The organism is Microcoleus sp. S13_C5, assembly GCF_036700845.1.
Classification (GTDB): domain Bacteria; phylum Cyanobacteriota; class Cyanobacteriia; order Cyanobacteriales; family Microcoleaceae; genus Microcoleus.
On sequence record NZ_JAUBPR010000049.1, the window covers coordinates 18,435 to 35,287 of the forward strand.

The 16,853-nt window shown below is 45.6% G+C and carries 19 protein-coding genes; 7 read left to right on the forward strand and 12 right to left on the reverse strand.

The genetic code is table 11. The features are described 5' to 3' along the window. Positions 1-81 precede the first annotated feature (81 nt). Together QUA04_RS14905 and QUA04_RS14910 are read left to right on the forward strand one after the other, a co-directional pair. Entirely contained in the window at positions 82-1,377 is a 1,296-nt protein-coding gene (locus QUA04_RS14905; protein WP_333258118.1) for a hypothetical protein, read from the forward strand. 222 nt (positions 1,378-1,599) lie between these two features. Next, positions 1,600-2,589: a DUF4917 family protein gene (locus QUA04_RS14910; protein WP_333258119.1), complete on the forward strand. Its 990-nt coding sequence runs from the start codon at positions 1,600-1,602 to the stop codon at positions 2,587-2,589. Positions 2,590-2,683: 94 nt separating this feature from the next. Here QUA04_RS14910 and QUA04_RS14915 read toward each other — a convergent pair whose 3' ends face one another. Next, entirely contained in the window at positions 2,684-3,307 is a 624-nt protein-coding gene (locus tag QUA04_RS14915; RefSeq protein WP_333258120.1) for a type II toxin-antitoxin system antitoxin SocA domain-containing protein, read from the reverse strand. 193 nt (positions 3,308-3,500) lie between these two features. Between QUA04_RS14915 and QUA04_RS14920 the strand changes: the two genes are divergently transcribed. Beyond that, positions 3,501-3,713: a type II toxin-antitoxin system HicB family antitoxin gene (locus tag QUA04_RS14920; protein ID WP_333258121.1), complete on the forward strand. Its 213-nt coding sequence runs from the start codon at positions 3,501-3,503 to the stop codon at positions 3,711-3,713. Continuing rightward, a complete protein-coding gene (locus tag QUA04_RS14925) occupies positions 3,706-3,888 on the forward strand; it encodes a type II toxin-antitoxin system HicA family toxin (RefSeq protein ID WP_333232473.1) in 183 nt (60 codons plus the stop codon). Before QUA04_RS14920 ends, QUA04_RS14925 begins: the two co-directional genes overlap by 8 nt. A 199-nt stretch (positions 3,889-4,087) precedes the next feature. Here QUA04_RS14925 and QUA04_RS14930 read toward each other — a convergent pair whose 3' ends face one another. The 5 genes from QUA04_RS14930 to QUA04_RS14950 form a co-directional block, all read right to left on the reverse strand. Further along, on the reverse strand, positions 4,088-4,315 hold the full coding sequence (locus tag QUA04_RS14930; protein ID WP_445242328.1) for a hypothetical protein: 228 nt from the start codon (positions 4,313-4,315) through the stop codon (positions 4,088-4,090). Next, positions 4,305-4,643, reverse strand: a complete 339-nt coding sequence (locus QUA04_RS14935) for a DUF6972 family protein (RefSeq protein WP_333258123.1) — start codon at positions 4,641-4,643, stop codon at positions 4,305-4,307. Before QUA04_RS14935 ends, QUA04_RS14930 begins: the two co-directional genes overlap by 11 nt. A 437-nt stretch (positions 4,644-5,080) precedes the next feature. After that, positions 5,081-5,509, reverse strand: a complete 429-nt coding sequence (locus tag QUA04_RS14940; protein WP_333258124.1) for a heavy metal-responsive transcriptional regulator — start codon at positions 5,507-5,509, stop codon at positions 5,081-5,083. A gap of 104 nt (positions 5,510-5,613) precedes the next feature. Further along, complete coding sequence (locus tag QUA04_RS14945; protein ID WP_190663686.1) at positions 5,614-5,907, reverse strand: hypothetical protein; 294 nt, start codon at positions 5,905-5,907, stop codon at positions 5,614-5,616. A gap of 354 nt (positions 5,908-6,261) precedes the next feature. After that, on the reverse strand, positions 6,262-6,432 hold the full coding sequence (locus tag QUA04_RS14950) for a hypothetical protein (protein ID WP_172186391.1): 171 nt from the start codon (positions 6,430-6,432) through the stop codon (positions 6,262-6,264). A gap of 167 nt (positions 6,433-6,599) precedes the next feature. Here QUA04_RS14950 and QUA04_RS14955 point away from each other — a divergent pair, with 167 nt between their 5' ends. The 3 genes from QUA04_RS14955 to speA all read left to right on the forward strand — a co-directional run bounded on the left by QUA04_RS14955 (position 6,600) and on the right by speA (position 10,835). Then, the gene (locus tag QUA04_RS14955) at positions 6,600-7,190 is read left to right on the forward strand and encodes a DUF3611 family protein (RefSeq protein WP_333258125.1); all 591 of its coding nucleotides are present in this window, start codon (positions 6,600-6,602) and stop codon (positions 7,188-7,190) included. A 158-nt stretch (positions 7,191-7,348) separates the two neighbouring features. Continuing rightward, entirely contained in the window at positions 7,349-8,500 is a 1,152-nt protein-coding gene (locus tag QUA04_RS14960; RefSeq protein ID WP_333258126.1) for a helix-turn-helix domain-containing protein, read from the forward strand. Positions 8,501-8,825: 325 nt separating this feature from the next. Continuing rightward, complete coding sequence (gene speA, locus QUA04_RS14965; RefSeq protein WP_333258127.1) at positions 8,826-10,835, forward strand: biosynthetic arginine decarboxylase; 2,010 nt, start codon at positions 8,826-8,828, stop codon at positions 10,833-10,835. Positions 10,836-10,964: 129 nt separating this feature from the next. On the opposite strand, the gene QUA04_RS14970 is transcribed toward speA, so the two are convergent. The 6 genes from QUA04_RS14970 to QUA04_RS14995 all read right to left on the reverse strand — a co-directional run. Next, positions 10,965-12,128, reverse strand: coding sequence for an NDP-sugar synthase (locus tag QUA04_RS14970; RefSeq protein WP_333258128.1), 1,164 nt, complete (start codon positions 12,126-12,128; stop codon positions 10,965-10,967). A gap of 317 nt (positions 12,129-12,445) precedes the next feature. Then, positions 12,446-13,261 (reverse strand): segregation/condensation protein A, encoded by an 816-nt coding sequence (locus tag QUA04_RS14975; RefSeq protein ID WP_333258129.1) that lies wholly within the window; start codon positions 13,259-13,261, stop codon positions 12,446-12,448. An 80-nt stretch (positions 13,262-13,341) separates the two neighbouring features. Beyond that, complete coding sequence (locus tag QUA04_RS14980; protein WP_333258130.1) at positions 13,342-13,731, reverse strand: LapA family protein; 390 nt, start codon at positions 13,729-13,731, stop codon at positions 13,342-13,344. A gap of 201 nt (positions 13,732-13,932) precedes the next feature. Continuing rightward, positions 13,933-14,757: a DUF3153 domain-containing protein gene (locus QUA04_RS14985; RefSeq protein WP_333258131.1), complete on the reverse strand. Its 825-nt coding sequence runs from the start codon at positions 14,755-14,757 to the stop codon at positions 13,933-13,935. Positions 14,758-14,974: 217 nt separating this feature from the next. Further along, positions 14,975-16,279 (reverse strand): TldD/PmbA family protein, encoded by a 1,305-nt coding sequence (locus QUA04_RS14990; RefSeq protein WP_333258132.1) that lies wholly within the window; start codon positions 16,277-16,279, stop codon positions 14,975-14,977. 220 nt (positions 16,280-16,499) lie between these two features. Then, positions 16,500-16,853 (reverse strand): tetratricopeptide repeat protein (locus QUA04_RS14995; protein ID WP_333258133.1); only part of this gene is annotated, 354 nt, incomplete at its 5' end.

Here is a 16,853-nt window from a genome sequence, read left to right on the forward strand (position 1 = left end):
TGACAAGTTTTGGTATTTAGGAAAGAATTTATACTTAAGACAACAAAACGTTTTGCTAAGCGCTACCGTTATCTACCTGTTATGACACAACCGAATATTTTGGAAATCGCGAAACAGGGAGATGCAAAGGCGATCGCGCTTCTGCTGAACCGCCAGCTACAAGCCAAGGGCATCACCGCCGCAGCTTCCCTTAAGGATGGTTGTTTACAGGTGATGCTGGAATCGGCAGAAGCGCCTAGTCAGCAAGTCTTGGCCCCGTGGGTGAGTAAGTCGATCGCTGGTTTGGGGGCTGTATCGATTGAGAAAGTGAAGGTTTACGGGCGACAGACGGGCGCAAAAGTGCCGGCGTGGAGTCAAGAGTTTGAAATGGCGGGGCAAAATTTACCTGTTGCGAATGTCACACAGGCGCAGGCAAGTTCTAGTGATAATACGGAGTCAAATCAGCTTAGTTTGAAGGAACGAGCTAAGCTTGGGGATGTGGAGGCGCTCGCCAGTCTGTTAAATATTCCGTTACAGAATAAGGGGATTAGTGCGACTGCGAGTTTGCAAGATGGTTGTTTACAGGTGATGCTGGAGGGCGATCGGGTTCCTGATGAGGAGGTTTCTATCAGGATTGTCCGCAGGGAGTTGACGAATTTGAAGGCGGGGGCGATCGCTTCTGTGAAGGTTTACGGGCAGCAGGTGGGGGAGGATTTTCCGGTGTGGAATCGAGAGTTTGAGATAGCGCAAGTACAGTTGACATCAAGTCCAGCGAAATTAAGCGTGAATAATCAAGCTTCAGGTTTTAAAGCGAAAATTCCAGACAAAAATACGCCCAAACAACTAGCTCAGTCAGCTTTAAACTTTCTCCAAACAACATTGCTTAGTCATCCAATAATCAGTAAACTGTATGAACAAAGTTTAGTTTTTATCAAAGACAACAAGTACATTATAAAAAACAAAAAAACGATGACAATCGCTATTATCTTTATAGCGGTGGTAATAGTTAGTGGGATATTTTTGAATAAAGATGCGAAGTTTCAAAGAGAAGTATACGCTTCCTTTGATAGCTACCCGAAAAAGTCCCAACAAGAAGGATACAAAAAAATGTTTGAAGCATATACCTTTGAGAGAGCAAAACAATATGGTATAGAGTATTGCAGTGACTTATCAAAAGGTATGAGTGAAGAAGAATTATTCCGTGCCTACAACGATAGACAACTGAATAGATATATGAAATCTCTAGAAAACGGAACCATGAGTGAGCGAGAAAATATAGATTTATTTGTGGTAGAACGAGAGATACAAGGAGCGGCTATAAAAGTATATTGTCCTCAGTTCCTGAATGTAATTGATAAAGTTCCTCTCCAAAAACGTTTAGATGCTACAGATAAATAAACCAAGAAAAAGCTAAAAATAATTCGGTATATAGCTGTTTCAGTAGCAACCAACTAAATGTGATTTTTTATGACCTAGTTAGGATATAAACAACCTACTAAAGATGACTTTATATGGCTTGACAAGTTTGGTAACTTAGGCAATAATCTATAGTTGAGACAGCAGATACATTAAGTATTGTATTTCTCAACAAAAAATAGATTTTATAGGAGTTTAGTAACTATGAATGATGAAAAACTTTTATCATGGCAAGATATAAAAAATGACTTCAGTGGTAGTGGTATTTTACTCGGAAATGGGTTTAGCTGTGCAGTTTGGGGGAAATTTCAATATCCATCACTTTATGAAAAAGCTTGCGTTGCAAGTGAGCATCCGCTCTCAAAGGAAGATCAAGATTTATTTAAAGCCCTGGAAACTAAAAACTTTGAGAAAGTTCTTCTCGCCCTTTCGACTGCTAGAATGATAAATAAACTTTTAGATAAAGATTATTCAGTTATAAAAGAGCGATACGAGAGCATTAAATCAGCTTTGGGATATGCTGTCAGAAGTGTACATATTCCCTGGAAAAATGCAACAGAGAGTGGTGTCTTAAACAACATCAGAAGAGAACTGCTAAATTATAAATTCGTTTATAGCACCAACTATGATTTACTAATTTATTGGGCAGTTATGTCCGAATCAGATGGAGATGGATTTAAGGATTATTTCTTTCAAACGAAAGCGAATAATTATTTTGACATTACTAACACAGAAATTCACGGAGACGCCACAAAAATCCTTTACCTTCATGGTGGGCTGCATCTTGATCGAAGCACGTCAGGACAAACAATCAAACGCAAACAAGAAGAAAACACAAACCTCCTTGATTCATTTGGCAAAGGATGGAGTGGGGGAACTGTACCTCTGTTGATTGCAGAAGGAGATGCAAAAGATAAACTAAAGTCTATATATAGTTCTGATTACCTCTCATTCGCCTATGCTCAATTTGCACAGCACAAAGGAGCGCTTGTTGTATTTGAACATTCACTTGGGGACAGTGAGCAGCATATTGTGGATGCTATAAAAAGAGCAAAGCCTAGCCCTATAGCTATTTCTATCAGTCGCAATAAGTCACCGGAAGAAATTATTCACATAAAAGCAGAACTACATAAAAAACTTGACGAGGCAAGTAAATTAGTTTTTTTTGATGCTGAAACTCATCCTTTAGGCTAATTAGCAATGAGGGTGAATAATACTTAAGCCGGTTTCTCTGACAGGCGATCGCCCTTACATCCCTGTCAAAAAGCGTGATCGCCCCTCACTTAGATTATTTAGAGAAAACACGACCAGAATAATATTTTGTCATCGATTCCTGAGAAATAATCCCATGACAAGATTCGTCTCTCAGCAAATCCCCTCTCGCTTCTAGCCAAGGCATTTCACTGCAAATCATTCGTTCCAAAGTTTCATCATCATACTCAAAATATGCCTCCGCAACTTCTTCGATAAATTCCCCAATTTTTTGGGGAAGTTTCGGTTGTTCGATTTTCTCTGTAATAGGTTCCCAGCTAAATTGGCGTTGATACTTCTCTAATAAATCAGGAATCACCGGCCCGTGAATCCAGGCTTGAAAATCTGCATCAAAGAGTGGCTTGCCGTAAACTCCTAAATACCAAGCTTGAGCGTAATACAGGAGTTTTTGTAGCTTGTAGACATTGATTGCTACATCAGTTTGCGCGGCTAACCAAATGAAAGCATTTGCAATATCTCGATCGCTGATTTTTTCCGCATTACTTGGAACCGCAACAACTTTCAGTTGACCTTCGCCTATCTGTTCCAATAGTTCAGAAACTGACAAGTTAAATTCTCCGGCAATTTGCTCTACTCTTGGCCAGACTGGAGAACTTACAGTTATTTGATATTCAGTTGTTATTGAGGTAGTCTGGGTCATGGCAGTTTTTAAAGCTGACTTAAATAATTGTAGCACACAGTGCGGAATAATGACCTAATAGCGATCGCCCTTACGTCCCAACTTGTCACAAAGTGCGATCGCGCCTCTTCCCCTGTACTTGCAAAAAAATTACATCCAAGATAAACTAGGAAATAGAAACTAAGCAACCTCTGATGCTGAAAGCAAAAATATAATGAAAACTAAAAGCTTCACAGTCATCATTTACAAAGAAGAAGATATGTACATTGCCGAATGTCCAGAAGTCGGCACAATTGACCAAGGCGAAACCATAGAACAAGCGATGGCTAATCTCAAAGAAGCTACAAGGCTCTATCTCGAAGAGTGTCCTTTACCCGACGAAATCACTCCCAGGTTTGTAACTAGCATAGAGGTTAGCTATGCCTAGGTTGCCCAGAATATCAAGCCTAGAAGTAATTCGCGTACTAGAGCGTTTAGACTTTTATCAAGCCAGACAAACGGGTAGCCACGTTGTCCTTAAAAAGCCTCTTCCAGACGGAGAAATTGTTTGCGTTGTGCCACTCCACCGCGAGTTAAAATTGGTACTCTCAGCGGTATTCTAAAGCAAGCAAAGGTCACACCTGATGAGTTTATAGCTAATTTATAAGTGAGAATAACCGGGTTTCCCAGTAGATGAGTTTTTGTAGCTTGTAGGGGTCGATCGCGATCGTAATGAAATAGCGATCGCCCCTTACATCCCAAATTGTCACAAAGTGCGTGAAGCGCAGCTATCCCGTAGGGAATCGCCCCTACATGAATTGTTCAAACTAACTCCGACACACTCAGTCGCCCTTCTACGGGTTCATACTCATCCTCTAAAAGCCAATACTGCGCCTCATCATAACTCTGACTAGAAAACACAACTTTATAACCCTCAGCCGGATTGTAGATCCGACAATTTCCCTCAGCGTCACTTAGTAACAAAAGCAGATAAGGCGGTGAAAGATTTGGATCGATCCATACCTCTGTAAATTCCCAGTTATTCTTCACTAAATCGGCTTCGAGGCGTAACGTGGTATCGGTTTTCTGCATCAACTTTTATCTCTCCGTAGTAAAGTAAAAGACGGCTACCATCCGGGTCAACTCTATAACCAATTGATTCAGCAAAAAACATACCATAACGATCGTATCCCCGAATCGTACCTGTAAATTCTCCATCTTCTATTATGGCTTGAGCTACCTGATTCATAGTAGCCTCATCGTTAAAAATATGAGCAGCACCTCCTTTATAAAGCAGTCTTCTCATTTGTGGCGCGTCTGGAAAGTGTTTAGCAATGTGCCTGCTGTCAAGAGTGATTTGGCGATTAATTCCACTCATTAATTAATTACTGAGCATACAAGTATGATTAAATCATGCGATCGCCCTTACATCCCAAATTGTCAAAAAGCCTGTAGGCGTAACCAGCCGCAAGCAATGGGCGCACAATCCCTATGTCTGTAGCAAATCCCCATCAGTCAACAGTTCATACTACGAAACATCGCTCTAAAAAATACTTGACAGTGAAAATCTGGCGGTGTATTGTAGAAGTAGTGCAAACAATGAAAAATATGAGACTAAAAAGTTGGGAGTCTCCCCGCAGCGAGGGTAGAAACTCCAAAGGTAAAGGCGGCTCAGCCAGAGCTCGGCAACTCAAAAAGCAACAGCAAACTCTGCGAAAACAGTTAAAAGCTCAACACGATCGACAAAACCACCAACCAAACCATCAAGGGAAGGAAACCAATAATTCCTTCCCTTTTTTTGTATCTTTCCGCTGCTCAATCCCGCTGAATGTTCGGACAAATCGTGCTAGTAATGCTCGCCTCCGAGGGTTGCTCTTGCCAGCAGTTGAGTATGCCTTGCAACTCCCCCTTCAAAGTTTCTAAGGCTGCAATTTGCACGGAAATTTCCTCTACCTTAGCCGTGAGATGCTGCTTCGCTTCAGAGCAAGGCAACTCTCCCCGATCGCGAACTTGTAAAATATCCTTAATCTCCTGAAGGCTCAAACCCAGAGCCTGAGAGCGTTTAATAAACGCCAACCTGTTGAATACGGTTTCGCCAAACAAGCGATAACCAGCGGGCGAGCGCTTTACCGCAGGAGACAGCAAGCCCATCTCCTCATAGTAACGAACAGTTTTCACCGACAAACCACTACAGGCAGCTACAGAGCCAATTTTGTACAGTTTCTCGGCAACAGAAATATTCATAAACCAAGCATCCAAGATCGAAAGACTTTCTTGCTCTATCTTTGTAGTGCCTCAGATCCAGGGAGTCGATCGGCACATCGCCCAGTCACCATTGCCCGGTCATCTTAATAAGGAGGATTTTTTTTAGACACGTTAAGCACGGGCAACTGAGGTCTAGAAGACTGAGGAGGAAGATAGTATTCAGGAGCAGGTGCGGGTTGTTCGGCTCCAGATCGGTAAAATTGCCACCAGCGGAGAGCCATCGCCACCCCAGCGGTGCCAAGCCCAAAAGCCAATAAAGAGCCACTCGCACCGATGCTGCCGATGGCTGCATCGACAACGCCCACTGTCACAACAAAGCTGGTAATTGGCTCTTTACGGTAAGCTGACCTCAAAAGTCGCGTCCACGAAGCATTCATTTGGTTTTACTCTGTTCTATATTTATTTACAAGCTCTAAAACTTAGAGTTGGCGGAACGATCGGGATTTCTAGCTCAAAGACTAGCTTTACCTAAATTAATCTTCTCTCCTGTGGGGAATTGTACGGGAGCGAGGCAAAATTGCCAAGCTTGTCAAATCAAAATTCCACCCCATATATACCTCCAAAAGCCAGCTATTGCATTCGGGAACAGATTTCTCTCGACAGAGAAGTCGCTGGGCTTGTTTGTAATTAATATTTTAATCAATTCCCGAATTTGTCGCGGTCAGCAGAAGTCACACCCGCTGCAGGAAGAGTCAAGACAAAGTGTAAGGCTGACCGCGCCATTGCTAAAATTAGTTGAGACCTAACCAGGACAGCAAGCCCTGGCCTGTGACATACTCGATAATTAAAGTTAGAGAAAAACCGATCATCGCGGCTCGACCGTTAAGGCGTTCCGCGTAGCTGTTGAAGCCAAACTTTGGCTGTTCCAGTTTGGGAGTGACCGTGGGTTGTAGTTGTGTCATTGCTTTGGGTACCTGGCGATCGACGCTATTCAAATGTGAAATCCAATGTTAGTTACAAATCTTAAACATTGCTACTTATATTATAAAGAGGGTTAACCGCCGTCAACCGTCCCCGAAGAGAAAAAACTGCTGCCAACTAATGCCAATTAATTATACCCGCTCAAAATATGACTAATCAGTTAGATAACGATAAGCTTCCTGTCGCCGTACAGCGAGTAGCCTTTGCCCTACGTACAACAGGCTGGGTTTGCTTCTGGGTACAGTTAGTGCTAGCGGTGGTAGCGGCGATAATTTTGCTCTTTGCCATTCCCTTCGCCATCCCCAGCGCTACCGCCGCTGCGGGTTCAACCAGTGCCGGCACCGGCGGCGGCGTATTTTTTGCCATTTGCGGGCTGGCCGTACTCGCTTACAGCGTATATCGCTCTTTCCGCTTCACCCGCTTGTCGAGACAACTGCGATCGCCCGCTAACGCAGTCCGTCCCAAAAAAGCAGACACCATCAAAGAAGTGCGGCTGGCACTTTGGAGCAACTTATCGGGAATGGTGCTGACGCTGATCGGCGCCGAAGCCATCAGCGGCACGCTTTTAGCCAAATCTCTAGCTCAGCCGCAAGCGTTGTTCGGTGCCGCAGTTGATTTGGGCCGATTTATTCAGCCCCTAGATATATTTGTGGTACTCGCCAATACTCACGCCACTGTTGCCCATTTTGTCGGGATTTTCGGGGCTCTTTTTTTGCTCGATCGCATCCACAAGCAATAGACAATCAATAAGTGGGAATTGCGCCTCTCCCACTCTCGCACTCTCTCACTCTCTCACTCTCCCTCACACTCCTACTCTCCCCCAACCCACATCCGGAATCACTGCCAACCTGTCGAAGAACGTACTCAGATACCTTCTACTAAGACAACATGAATATCATGGCACTGAAACCCGAGGCTTATTTTGGGGTGACAGATCACCCAACTATTGAAATTTCTCAAGAAAGTTTTCGTTCTGTCCTGGGTCAAATAGAAACTGAACTCCTCTGTAGCGACACCTATAGCCAAGCTCTAGCAAGCCTGCAAACAATGTTGGGCGAAGCAGCTTCCGCTGCCGAAATTTTAATTAGAGCAGTTAGCAGAGAAGCCGTCAAGCTCGCATTTGACCGATTTCCCAAACAAAACAAAATTGAACCGCAAGTACCCCAAGATAGTGTTACTGCTGTAAGTCCCGCCATTGAGACGGTGACAGAAATTCAAGAAGTGGAGCCACCAGTAGCTGCTCCTGTCTTCTATTGGCGCAGCGCTAGTGTGGAAGCGCCGCCCCAAACCGAGTCCGACACTGAAGAAAATTCCGATCGAGACACTAACACTTCTGAAGACAGCAAACAAGCGCCCCAAGACGAAATAAAAGTCGAGTCGCCTCCACCTGCACCTGTCACCGTCCCCGGAAAATCCTTCCCAGGGTTCGGCTTTCCCAAAAAGCCGAAAAAACTCACTAAGGAAGAAGAAGCAGCAAAAGCAGTTCAAGAGCGAGAAGAGTGCCTGCGGGAGTTGGGTAGAGAATTGCGTAAGGGACGGCAAATTCGCTCCCTATCCCTGCAGCAACTCCACAGTCAAACTCTCGTGCCGCTGCACCACATCGAATCGATCGAAAATGGGGAAATCGACAAACTGCCCCAAGATATTTACGTTAGAGGTTTTATCCGCAGACTCGGCGACGCCTTGGGACTAGACGGCAGCGCTATGGCGAATGCTTTGCCCAAACCCGCTCCGAGTCCAATTCCCAGTATGAATGTGTCTGTTTCCGATTCCGACTCAAGCGAAGGCTTTCAAATGCGTCCGGTGCATTTGTACATCGGCTACACCGCTTTGATGGCTGGGGCTGTAGGGGGTTTGGGTTGGCTGTCGCAGCAACCCGTGGTGCCAGGAGCACAGGCAGTACCTCAACCGCAGGAGACACCGCCAGCCTCAGTTGCACCGGCTCAGAAGACCCCAGAAAAAGCACCTCAACCCGGCTTGAAGAAGTCTGATAACGGGGGATTGATTGTGGGGGCTGACATGGCGCCGCCGGAGGTGATTTTTGGTTAGTGTGTGTCGGGCGAGCGATCGTCCGACAACTCTCTTGGCGCAGGTGAACTCGCAAACCCGGTTTCCGAGTTCACCTACATACGGATACTTGCTTGAAGAAATGAGTCCTGGAGAGCAATCACGGTTGAGATTTTAGTTCAATCCCCGATTTTCATCCATCTGTGGAGTCAATTCTAAAATCTTTAATCTAAAATTCTAAAATCTTTAATCTAAAATCTAAAATCGCCGGGCCGTGTACCCAAAGTGATTTTTCTACTGCATCAGGAAACCCGATATGTGCGATAAACTATCTATTTGACCACTCCTCAAAGAGGTTTCCGATAAGATGAGTTCCCCAGCCACCGCTGCTTTCTCCGATCTCGATCCCCTATCGACTCACTCGCCAACAGTCACGAGTTTGGCGGCACCAGACAGTGCTTTGGTAACGGCGGCTCAACTGCCACAAAAATCTTGGACAATAGAAGATAGTGAGAAACTCTACCGCATTCAAGGTTGGGGCGAACCGTATTTTTCGATCAATGCAGCCGGTCACGTTACAGTTTCTCCCAAGGGCGATCGCGGCGGTTCCCTCGACTTGTGCGAACTGGTAGAATCCCTGAAACAGCGAAATTTAGCTTTGCCCCTGCTGATTCGATTTTCTGATATTTTGGAAGACCGGATCGAGCGCTTAAATTCGTGTTTCGCCAGAGCGATCGCTCGGTACAATTACAAAAATGTCTATCGCGGTGTCTTTCCAGTTAAATGCAACCAGCACCGACAATTAATTGAAGATTTGGTGCGTTTCGGTCAACCCCATCACTTCGGGCTGGAAGCCGGATCTAAACCGGAATTAATGATAGCTTTGGCTACCTTAAAGAACCCAGGGGCTTTGTTAATTTGTAACGGTTACAAAGACCGCGAATACATCGAAACTGCTATTTTGGCGCAGCGGCTAGGGCAAACTTCCGTAATAGTGCTGGAGCAAATAGAGGAAGTAGAACTCGCAATTGCCGCGAGCAAAGCATTAGGAATTAAACCGATTTTGGGAGTGCGAGCAAAACTCACTACCAAAGGGGTTGGCCGGTGGGGAGGTTCCACGGGCGATCGGGCAAAATTTGGCTTGACAATTCCTGAAATTATCCGTGCAGTCGGCGAACTAGAAAAAGCTGGAATGCTCAATTGTTTGCAGTTATTGCACTTCCACATCGGCTCTCAAATTTCCTCAATTAGTGTCATCAAAGACGCCATTAGAGAAGCCAGCCACATTTATGTAGAATTAGCTAAATTGGGAGCTAATATGAACTACTTGGACGTAGGCGGTGGACTCGGCGTTGACTACGACGGTTCTAAAACAAACTTCCACGCTTCCAAAAACTACAATATGCAAAACTACGCTAACGACGTAGTAGCGGGAGTGAAAGATGCCTGCGACGAGCGGAAAATCCCGGTTCCCATTATCATTAGCGAAAGCGGGCGGGCGATCGCTTCTCACCAATCAGTGTTAGTTTTTGACGTACTCGGTACTAGCGATGTCCCCAGAGAAGTACCAGAACCAGTAGATGAAAACGCGCACCAAATTCCGCGCAATCTCTACGAAATTTACCAATCTATCAGTCCCGAAAATTACCAAGAAGTTTATCACGATGCTATCCAATTCAAGGAAGAAGCGGTCAGTTTATTTAACTTAGGCTATTTGGGAATTGCGGAACGGGCGAAAACCGAACAGTTGTACTGGGCTTGCTGCGATAAAATCCAGAAAATCGCGCGGCAAAAAGAATATGTATCAGAGGATTTGGAAGACTTAGAAAAGGTGATGGCGTCCATTTATTACATCAACTTATCTGTTTTCCAGTCAGTACCAGACAGTTGGGCAATTAACCAATTGTTCCCAATTATGCCAATTAACCGACTCGACGAAGAACCAACTCAACGCGGTATTTTAGCCGATCTTACCTGCGACAGCGACGGGAAAATAGACCAATTTATTGATTTGCGAGATGTGAAGTCGGTTTTGGAACTCCATACTCTCAAACCTGGAGAACCTTACTATTTGGCGCTATTTTTGGGAGGTGCTTATCAAGAAATTATGGGCAACCTTCACAACTTATTCGGCGATGCAAATGCAGTTCACATTCAGCTAACACCTTCTGGCTATCATATCGAACACGTTGTGAAAGGAGACACTATGAAAGAAGTCCTCAGCTACGTACAGTACGATTCAGAAAATTTGGTTGAAAGCATCCGCCGTCAGACAGAAGCAGCTTTGCAGCAAAATAAAATTACTCTTTCCGAGGCCCAACTTTTGCTGCAAAACTACGAGCGGAGTCTCAGCCAATATACTTATCTTCAGTCTTAAAATGTAGGGTGCAACCTAAGCACATTACCAGAATTAAAAGCTGAGATCATAAATGTAAAAGTAGGGTGCGCCTAGCGCACCTTACCTTGAGTAATTAGCAATTGCCAATTAGCAATTAGCAATTAGCAATTATGCACCATGACCGAGAATTTCAGATATCGCCCGCCGCTCTTCTCCGTGTTGAGTGGGTAAAACTTGGCGAGCGTCAGTAATCAGCCAATCGAGAGCCGCCGCTTGCAAATCGATCGCAGCCCCGGTTTTATCAACGCAGTAGCGCCCGAACACCAGTTTATCAACCAACCGCACCTCCGGGCCCAAACGGGAATACTCAAAAATCACGCTGTTTTCCACAGTGGCGCCACTGCAAAGCCAGCAATTTGGGCCAATCATTGTCGGGCCGATAATTTTTGCTCCATCCTCAATGATCGTCATCCCGCCAATGTAAACAGGCCCCGTAATATCAACCTTATCCCAGTTAACAGCTACATTCAAACCAGCATAAATGCCGGGGCGTACTTCAATTCCCGGAATCGAAACATTTTTAACTTGTCCCAGCAGCACGCTCTGAATTGCCCGCCAATAGTCAGGAACTTTGCCGATATCCACCCACTCAAAGTCCATGGTAATCCCGTAAAAAGGGGCGCCTTCTGCTACTAGCGCGGGGAATAACTGCGAACCGATATCGTATTCCTCACCCGAAGGGATGTATTTGAATATTTCCGGTTCAAAAATATAAATACCAGTGTTAATGTCGGTACTCAGAGCTTCTTCTACAGAAGGTTTTTCTTGGAAAGCTTTAACTTTGCCAGACTCGTCTGTTACCACCACTCCGTAACTGGGAACCTCGTCGCGGGGAACCGATTTCATAACAATAGTAGCGATCGCTCCTTTTTCGCGGTGCCACTTCACAGCAGCAGTCAAGTCCAAGTCAATCAAAGCGTCGCCGCACAGCACCACAAAAGTATCGTCAAAAAACGGCGAGAAGTCTTGAATTCGTTTCATGCCGCCAGCCGAACCGAGAGCCTCTCCAATCATTTCTCCCTCCTCAATTCGCCCTTCAAAAGAATAGGCAATTTGTACCCCAAACTTTTGACCGTCGCGGAAGTAGTTTTCAATCACGTCTGCCAGGTGGGAAACATTGACCATAATTTGGTCAAATCCGTGCTGGCGGAGCAATTCGACCAAAAACTCCATCACTGGCTTTTGCAGGATGGGAATCATCGGTTTGGGTATTGTCTGAGTAATGGGACGGACGCGAGTGCCTTTACCGGCCGCCAGAATCATCGCTTTCATTATTAACTTCCTCAACCCTCTGTTAATTGATATAAACTCAACAATTAGATGCTAGCGGTTGCGATCGTTGAATTGATCGAGCACAGCAAAATCCTGACCTGTTTATAGGCGACATCGTACCAGGCTATCAATCATTTATTCCGAGTTTACCTGGATTTAAGAAACCAGGTATCGGGAATCAGCAAGAACTTCACACTCCCGCTCTCCGCATTCGGGACTCAGCAACAGAATGCCATAGAGCAAGATTCTGCCTGAAATCTTAACCGACGCAGTGGCATAGTTATTAGTTTCCCCCGAGAACCTAATACCCTGCAAGCTCAAAGCGCGCGGATTTTGAGGTCTTGGTAAAACTCCTCTTGAAGCAACTCTACTTTAGACTGAGCCGATAGCAGCAACAAGGCCCAAAAAATACCCACGCGGTCGTGATTTGGCAAGTGAACTTCCTCAGTCGATACCGGGGATTCTGGGTTGACAGGAGAGTGCAAATCGTTATGGTGCCAGAGCTCTAGCAATTTGTCCAAGTCCAGCCAACCCTCGTCAATTTCCGAACCCCGCTGAGCCAGAAACCGTTCGAGTTCACTAGCAGTTTCTACGAGATTTTCTTGGTGAGCTAGCTCAAAGATAGCCTGGGCCGCTTGCGATCGCATTTTTGAGGTAGGGCGGCGCCGGGGGGTCACAGTCTGCTCCATTGCTGCTTTCATTAGCTGCAACTGCTCAATCAGTTCTGGGAGAGTCACCGGGCGTTTTTGCGGTAGTTGAGCTACACCGCGACGGCGCAATTGCCGCTCTAAATGCTGCGGCAAGTGTCGCCCGCCTGAGTGCTCTGCGTCTTCTAGCGTCGCCTCCTCGGCCGAGTCGGGATTAGGGGGGGGTTCGGAGAGGACGATACTTTCTGCTTTGAGCAACACCAGCATTGAAGCGTACAAAAACGCTTGGCCGGAGTGGGACAAATCGGAGAAATCCTTGCTCTGATCTGCATCGCAGGCGTTCGTAAGCTTGCTCAGACATCGATCGAACACTTCAATTACCTTCACGTCCCAAGGATCAATTTCTCCCCGTTCCGCTAGGTCAATTAAAATTGCGATCCCCTCTGAAATCGTTTCTAAGCCATCTTGGTCTCGGGAAACGGCCATTCGATTTTAGATTTTAGATTTTAGATTTTAGATTTTAGATTTTAGATTTTGCCTCTGAGAAAACGAGAGAGCATATCAAGTTAATTGGCGGTCATTTCAGCAGTTGTGTCCTCAATGGCTGCTATTTCTAAACTTATCGGTTCTGCACTTTCTAACAAAGGTTGTTTGACTTCTACTTCGGCTTTATAGCGTTCAAGATTTTGTTCTAATTCCTGAATCCGCTGCTCTTTTTCGCGAACTTGGCGGAGTTGTTGGCGCGACGCGAGGGTTCGCTGCAGTCTCGACCACAGACTGAACAGCCAAGCTAGTGTTGCCCCTAATCCGGTCGCTACAATTAGTTCTACGCACAGCGGAGCTTTAACTTGGACGCCTTCGATAACTTGAATCGCGACGGGCTGTGTATTTTCGATACTGAAAAATACTAGAGCCAAGCAAATCAGAAAGATGAAGAAGAAATTTAGCGCTCGCATTTTCTCTGTTCCTAATTCTCAATTCAGGTTAAGCAAATTCTTGACCCTTTGTCAACTGTTTTTTGACAGATGTTATCATTTTTTTTTGATAAGCTCAAATCTGGTCAATTAACCATAATATCCGGGGATGGGCGGGTTTATTGGAACTGTGAGAGTTGATTGAAGAGATTGGTTAACCCGCCCCAGCAGGACATATCCTCTTTAGGTTTGACCGATGTTTTGCGGTTTCTTGCCGATTCCCAGTGCTGGCAATATTTGATATTTCAAAGCAATGCCCGCCACCACAAATAAGGCTATACTCAGCGCCCCAATTCCTACGGGACTGGGAATCCAGAATATCGCCTCCAAATAGTTAACTTCCCCGGGTTTGAGCTTCCAAACTAACTGTTTTCCCTGCTGATAGCTTTCGGGAACCAGCGCACCGGCGACAGTTTCAATACTTTCGGCGCCCCAAGGCGTGTTCAAGCTAAAGTCTAGCTCCAAAAGTCCCCCCGGACTCAGCAGCAGACTGCCGTTAGAAGAAAGCAGTGAAAGAGAGCGCAAATCCAATTCCAAACTCAACCGATTTCGCAGCACCAATAACAAATTATTCTGCTTGACATTCAGGTGAGATTCAAACTTCGGCAAATCGGTTTCTAGCGGACTTGCGACCCGAGATTTTGTAGTTGGTGCGACGGGATTATAAAATTGGTTGAACTTGTCTTGCAACTCGGCTCCATTATTGAAAGGAATCCTCACTAGAACTTCTGTGGGGGAAAGCCGTTTAGTTTTTCCGTCCAGCAACCTCACCCGGCGTTCTACGCTTTTCAACCATTCTGCAACTGTTTCGCTGCTGAAGCTCGTCAACCTTTCCCCCAGTTTGATGTGCTGCACGATTTCGCCGCGAGTTTGACTCTCAAAGTTCACCCCGACATCGTACTGAACGCATCCAGTCACTAGAGTTAAAAGGCAAAAAACAAAAGGTAAAAGAAAGAAAAACTGCTTTTTCCTCTTCCCAGTTCCATCCTTGACATTTTGCTCTTTCATTGTACCTTTTTCCCTGTTTTTTCCTATTTGCATGAATTAGCAAAGCGTTGAATTGCCGACACTGTTTCTATGTTTGTTTAACTGGTTCCTAGGCTCTGCCTGGGAACCCATGTCCAGAGGCTTTGCCTCGCAAGCTTTCATCCAAATTCGAGGCAGAGCCTCACGATATGTATTACCAGGCAGAGCCTGGTAACGAGTAAAATTAACCAAACTGAACTTATTGCCTCGAAGCTACACCCAAGTGTTGAAACAGGATACTCGGCAAATAGGCTGCACCGCCTACCCATTCGGCTTCGCTACTCAAATCTGCCAAATTTTTAAACGCTTCAAAAATGCTGCCTGCCACCATTGTATTCTTGACGCGACCGACTATTTTGCCTTTTTCTACTTTATAGCCTAAGTCCAAATTGACAGAAAATTCCCCAGCTAACTGATTGGACTGACCGGCACCTAAAACTTGCTCTACTATTAGACCTTCGTCCATGCTAGCAATCAAGTCTTGAGTGGCGGTATTTCCTGGGGAAATGCAAAAGTTAGTCAAATCAGGGCCTGGGCGAGACAATCCGCCACGAAAACCGTTGCCGGTTGATTGTACACCGGCGCGAGCGGCCCACCTGCGATCCCAATAAAATCCGGTGACAGTACCTTTGTCTATCAAGACTTTGCGGGTGGTGGGCGTACCTTCGTCGTCAAAGGGGCAAGCAGAAGGGCCTAAAGTGGGGTCTTCAAAAAAGGTAAAGCGTTCGTCAAATAAGGTTTCGCCGATTTTGTCGGCTAGGGGAGAGGCTTTTTGAACTACTGTTTGACCTGAAAGGATGGTATCAAACAGGCTGCCGAGGGTGCTAGCGGCGGCTCTGGGGGTAAATAATACTGGGTAGGAACCGCTGGTGATGGTTGCTGAATGTTCGGCGAGGCGGTATTTTTCGAGGAGTGATTCGAGGATGCTGTTGGTGTCCAGGGGCCGCTCGCGCGCGACATCGTAGCTATATGCTTGCATAAAGTCTTCTCCCTTTACCAAATTTCCCGATAGCGAGCCGCTGACTATTTGGCTGCTTCTTTCGGCATACAAATCTTGCGTCGTGGCAATTTTCACGCGGCCACTGCGGACGTGAAAGCCGACATCTACCATAATATCGGGATTGTAGGCGTGAACTTGTTCGATCAGGTTTTTGCCGTTTTCGACTAATTCTTGAGTTGTGGGCGGAGTGTAGGTGGTTTCCGAGCCTTTTAGGTGGAAGTTGGAGGCGAGTTCAAATTCTGCGGGGTCGCCGATTTCGGCTGTTTGAATCGCTGCATCTACTAAATCGTCTATCCGCGTTAAATCTGTGGAACTAGCAAAGCCGATTTTGCCTTGGTAAATCAGCCGGAGTGCTACGCCTTGTAGTGCTTTGGTTTGCAGGGATTTGAGGCGATTGTTTTCAAATTCGATGGGGGTGTCTTGACTCGACAGGTAGTATACTTCAGCGGCATCGGCGCGTTGAGATGCCAATTTTAATATCTGCTCTATGGTAGAATTGCTCACAATAATCGCCTTTCAGGTTTGGTCTTTTTTTTATTTTAGCGATTTTGGGTGTGACCAGAAACCGGGTTTTTTCCAAAAACATCGATACACCACCGACAAACTGCGAAAAACCCGGTTTCTTCGGTTGTATGCGCGGCCAGAAACCGGGTTTTTTCCAAAAACATCGATACACCACCGAAGAACTGCGAAAAACCCGGTTTCTTAAGTCAGAGTGCATCCATCAATCCCCAGTCATCTGCTGAACCGCAGCAATAATTTCTTTCACTGTCTGCGCGTCAGGAGATCGCAAATGCTGTAAAATCTCCAAAGATTGCTGTAAATAATTCAAAGCTTGGTCAAAATCTCCCTGCGCTGCTAACAACTGTCCAAGCATTGCGAAAGTAGCAGCTTTCCCTTGAACATCGCCAATTTTTTCCTTAAGTTCGAGTGATTGTTGATAAAATGCGATCGCCTGCTCTACTTCCCCTTGATTGGCATAGATTATTGCTAGACAGTGCAAAGTAGCAGCTTTCCCTTGAACATCGCCAATTTTTTCCTTAAGTTCGAGTGATTGTTGATAAAATGCGATCGCCTG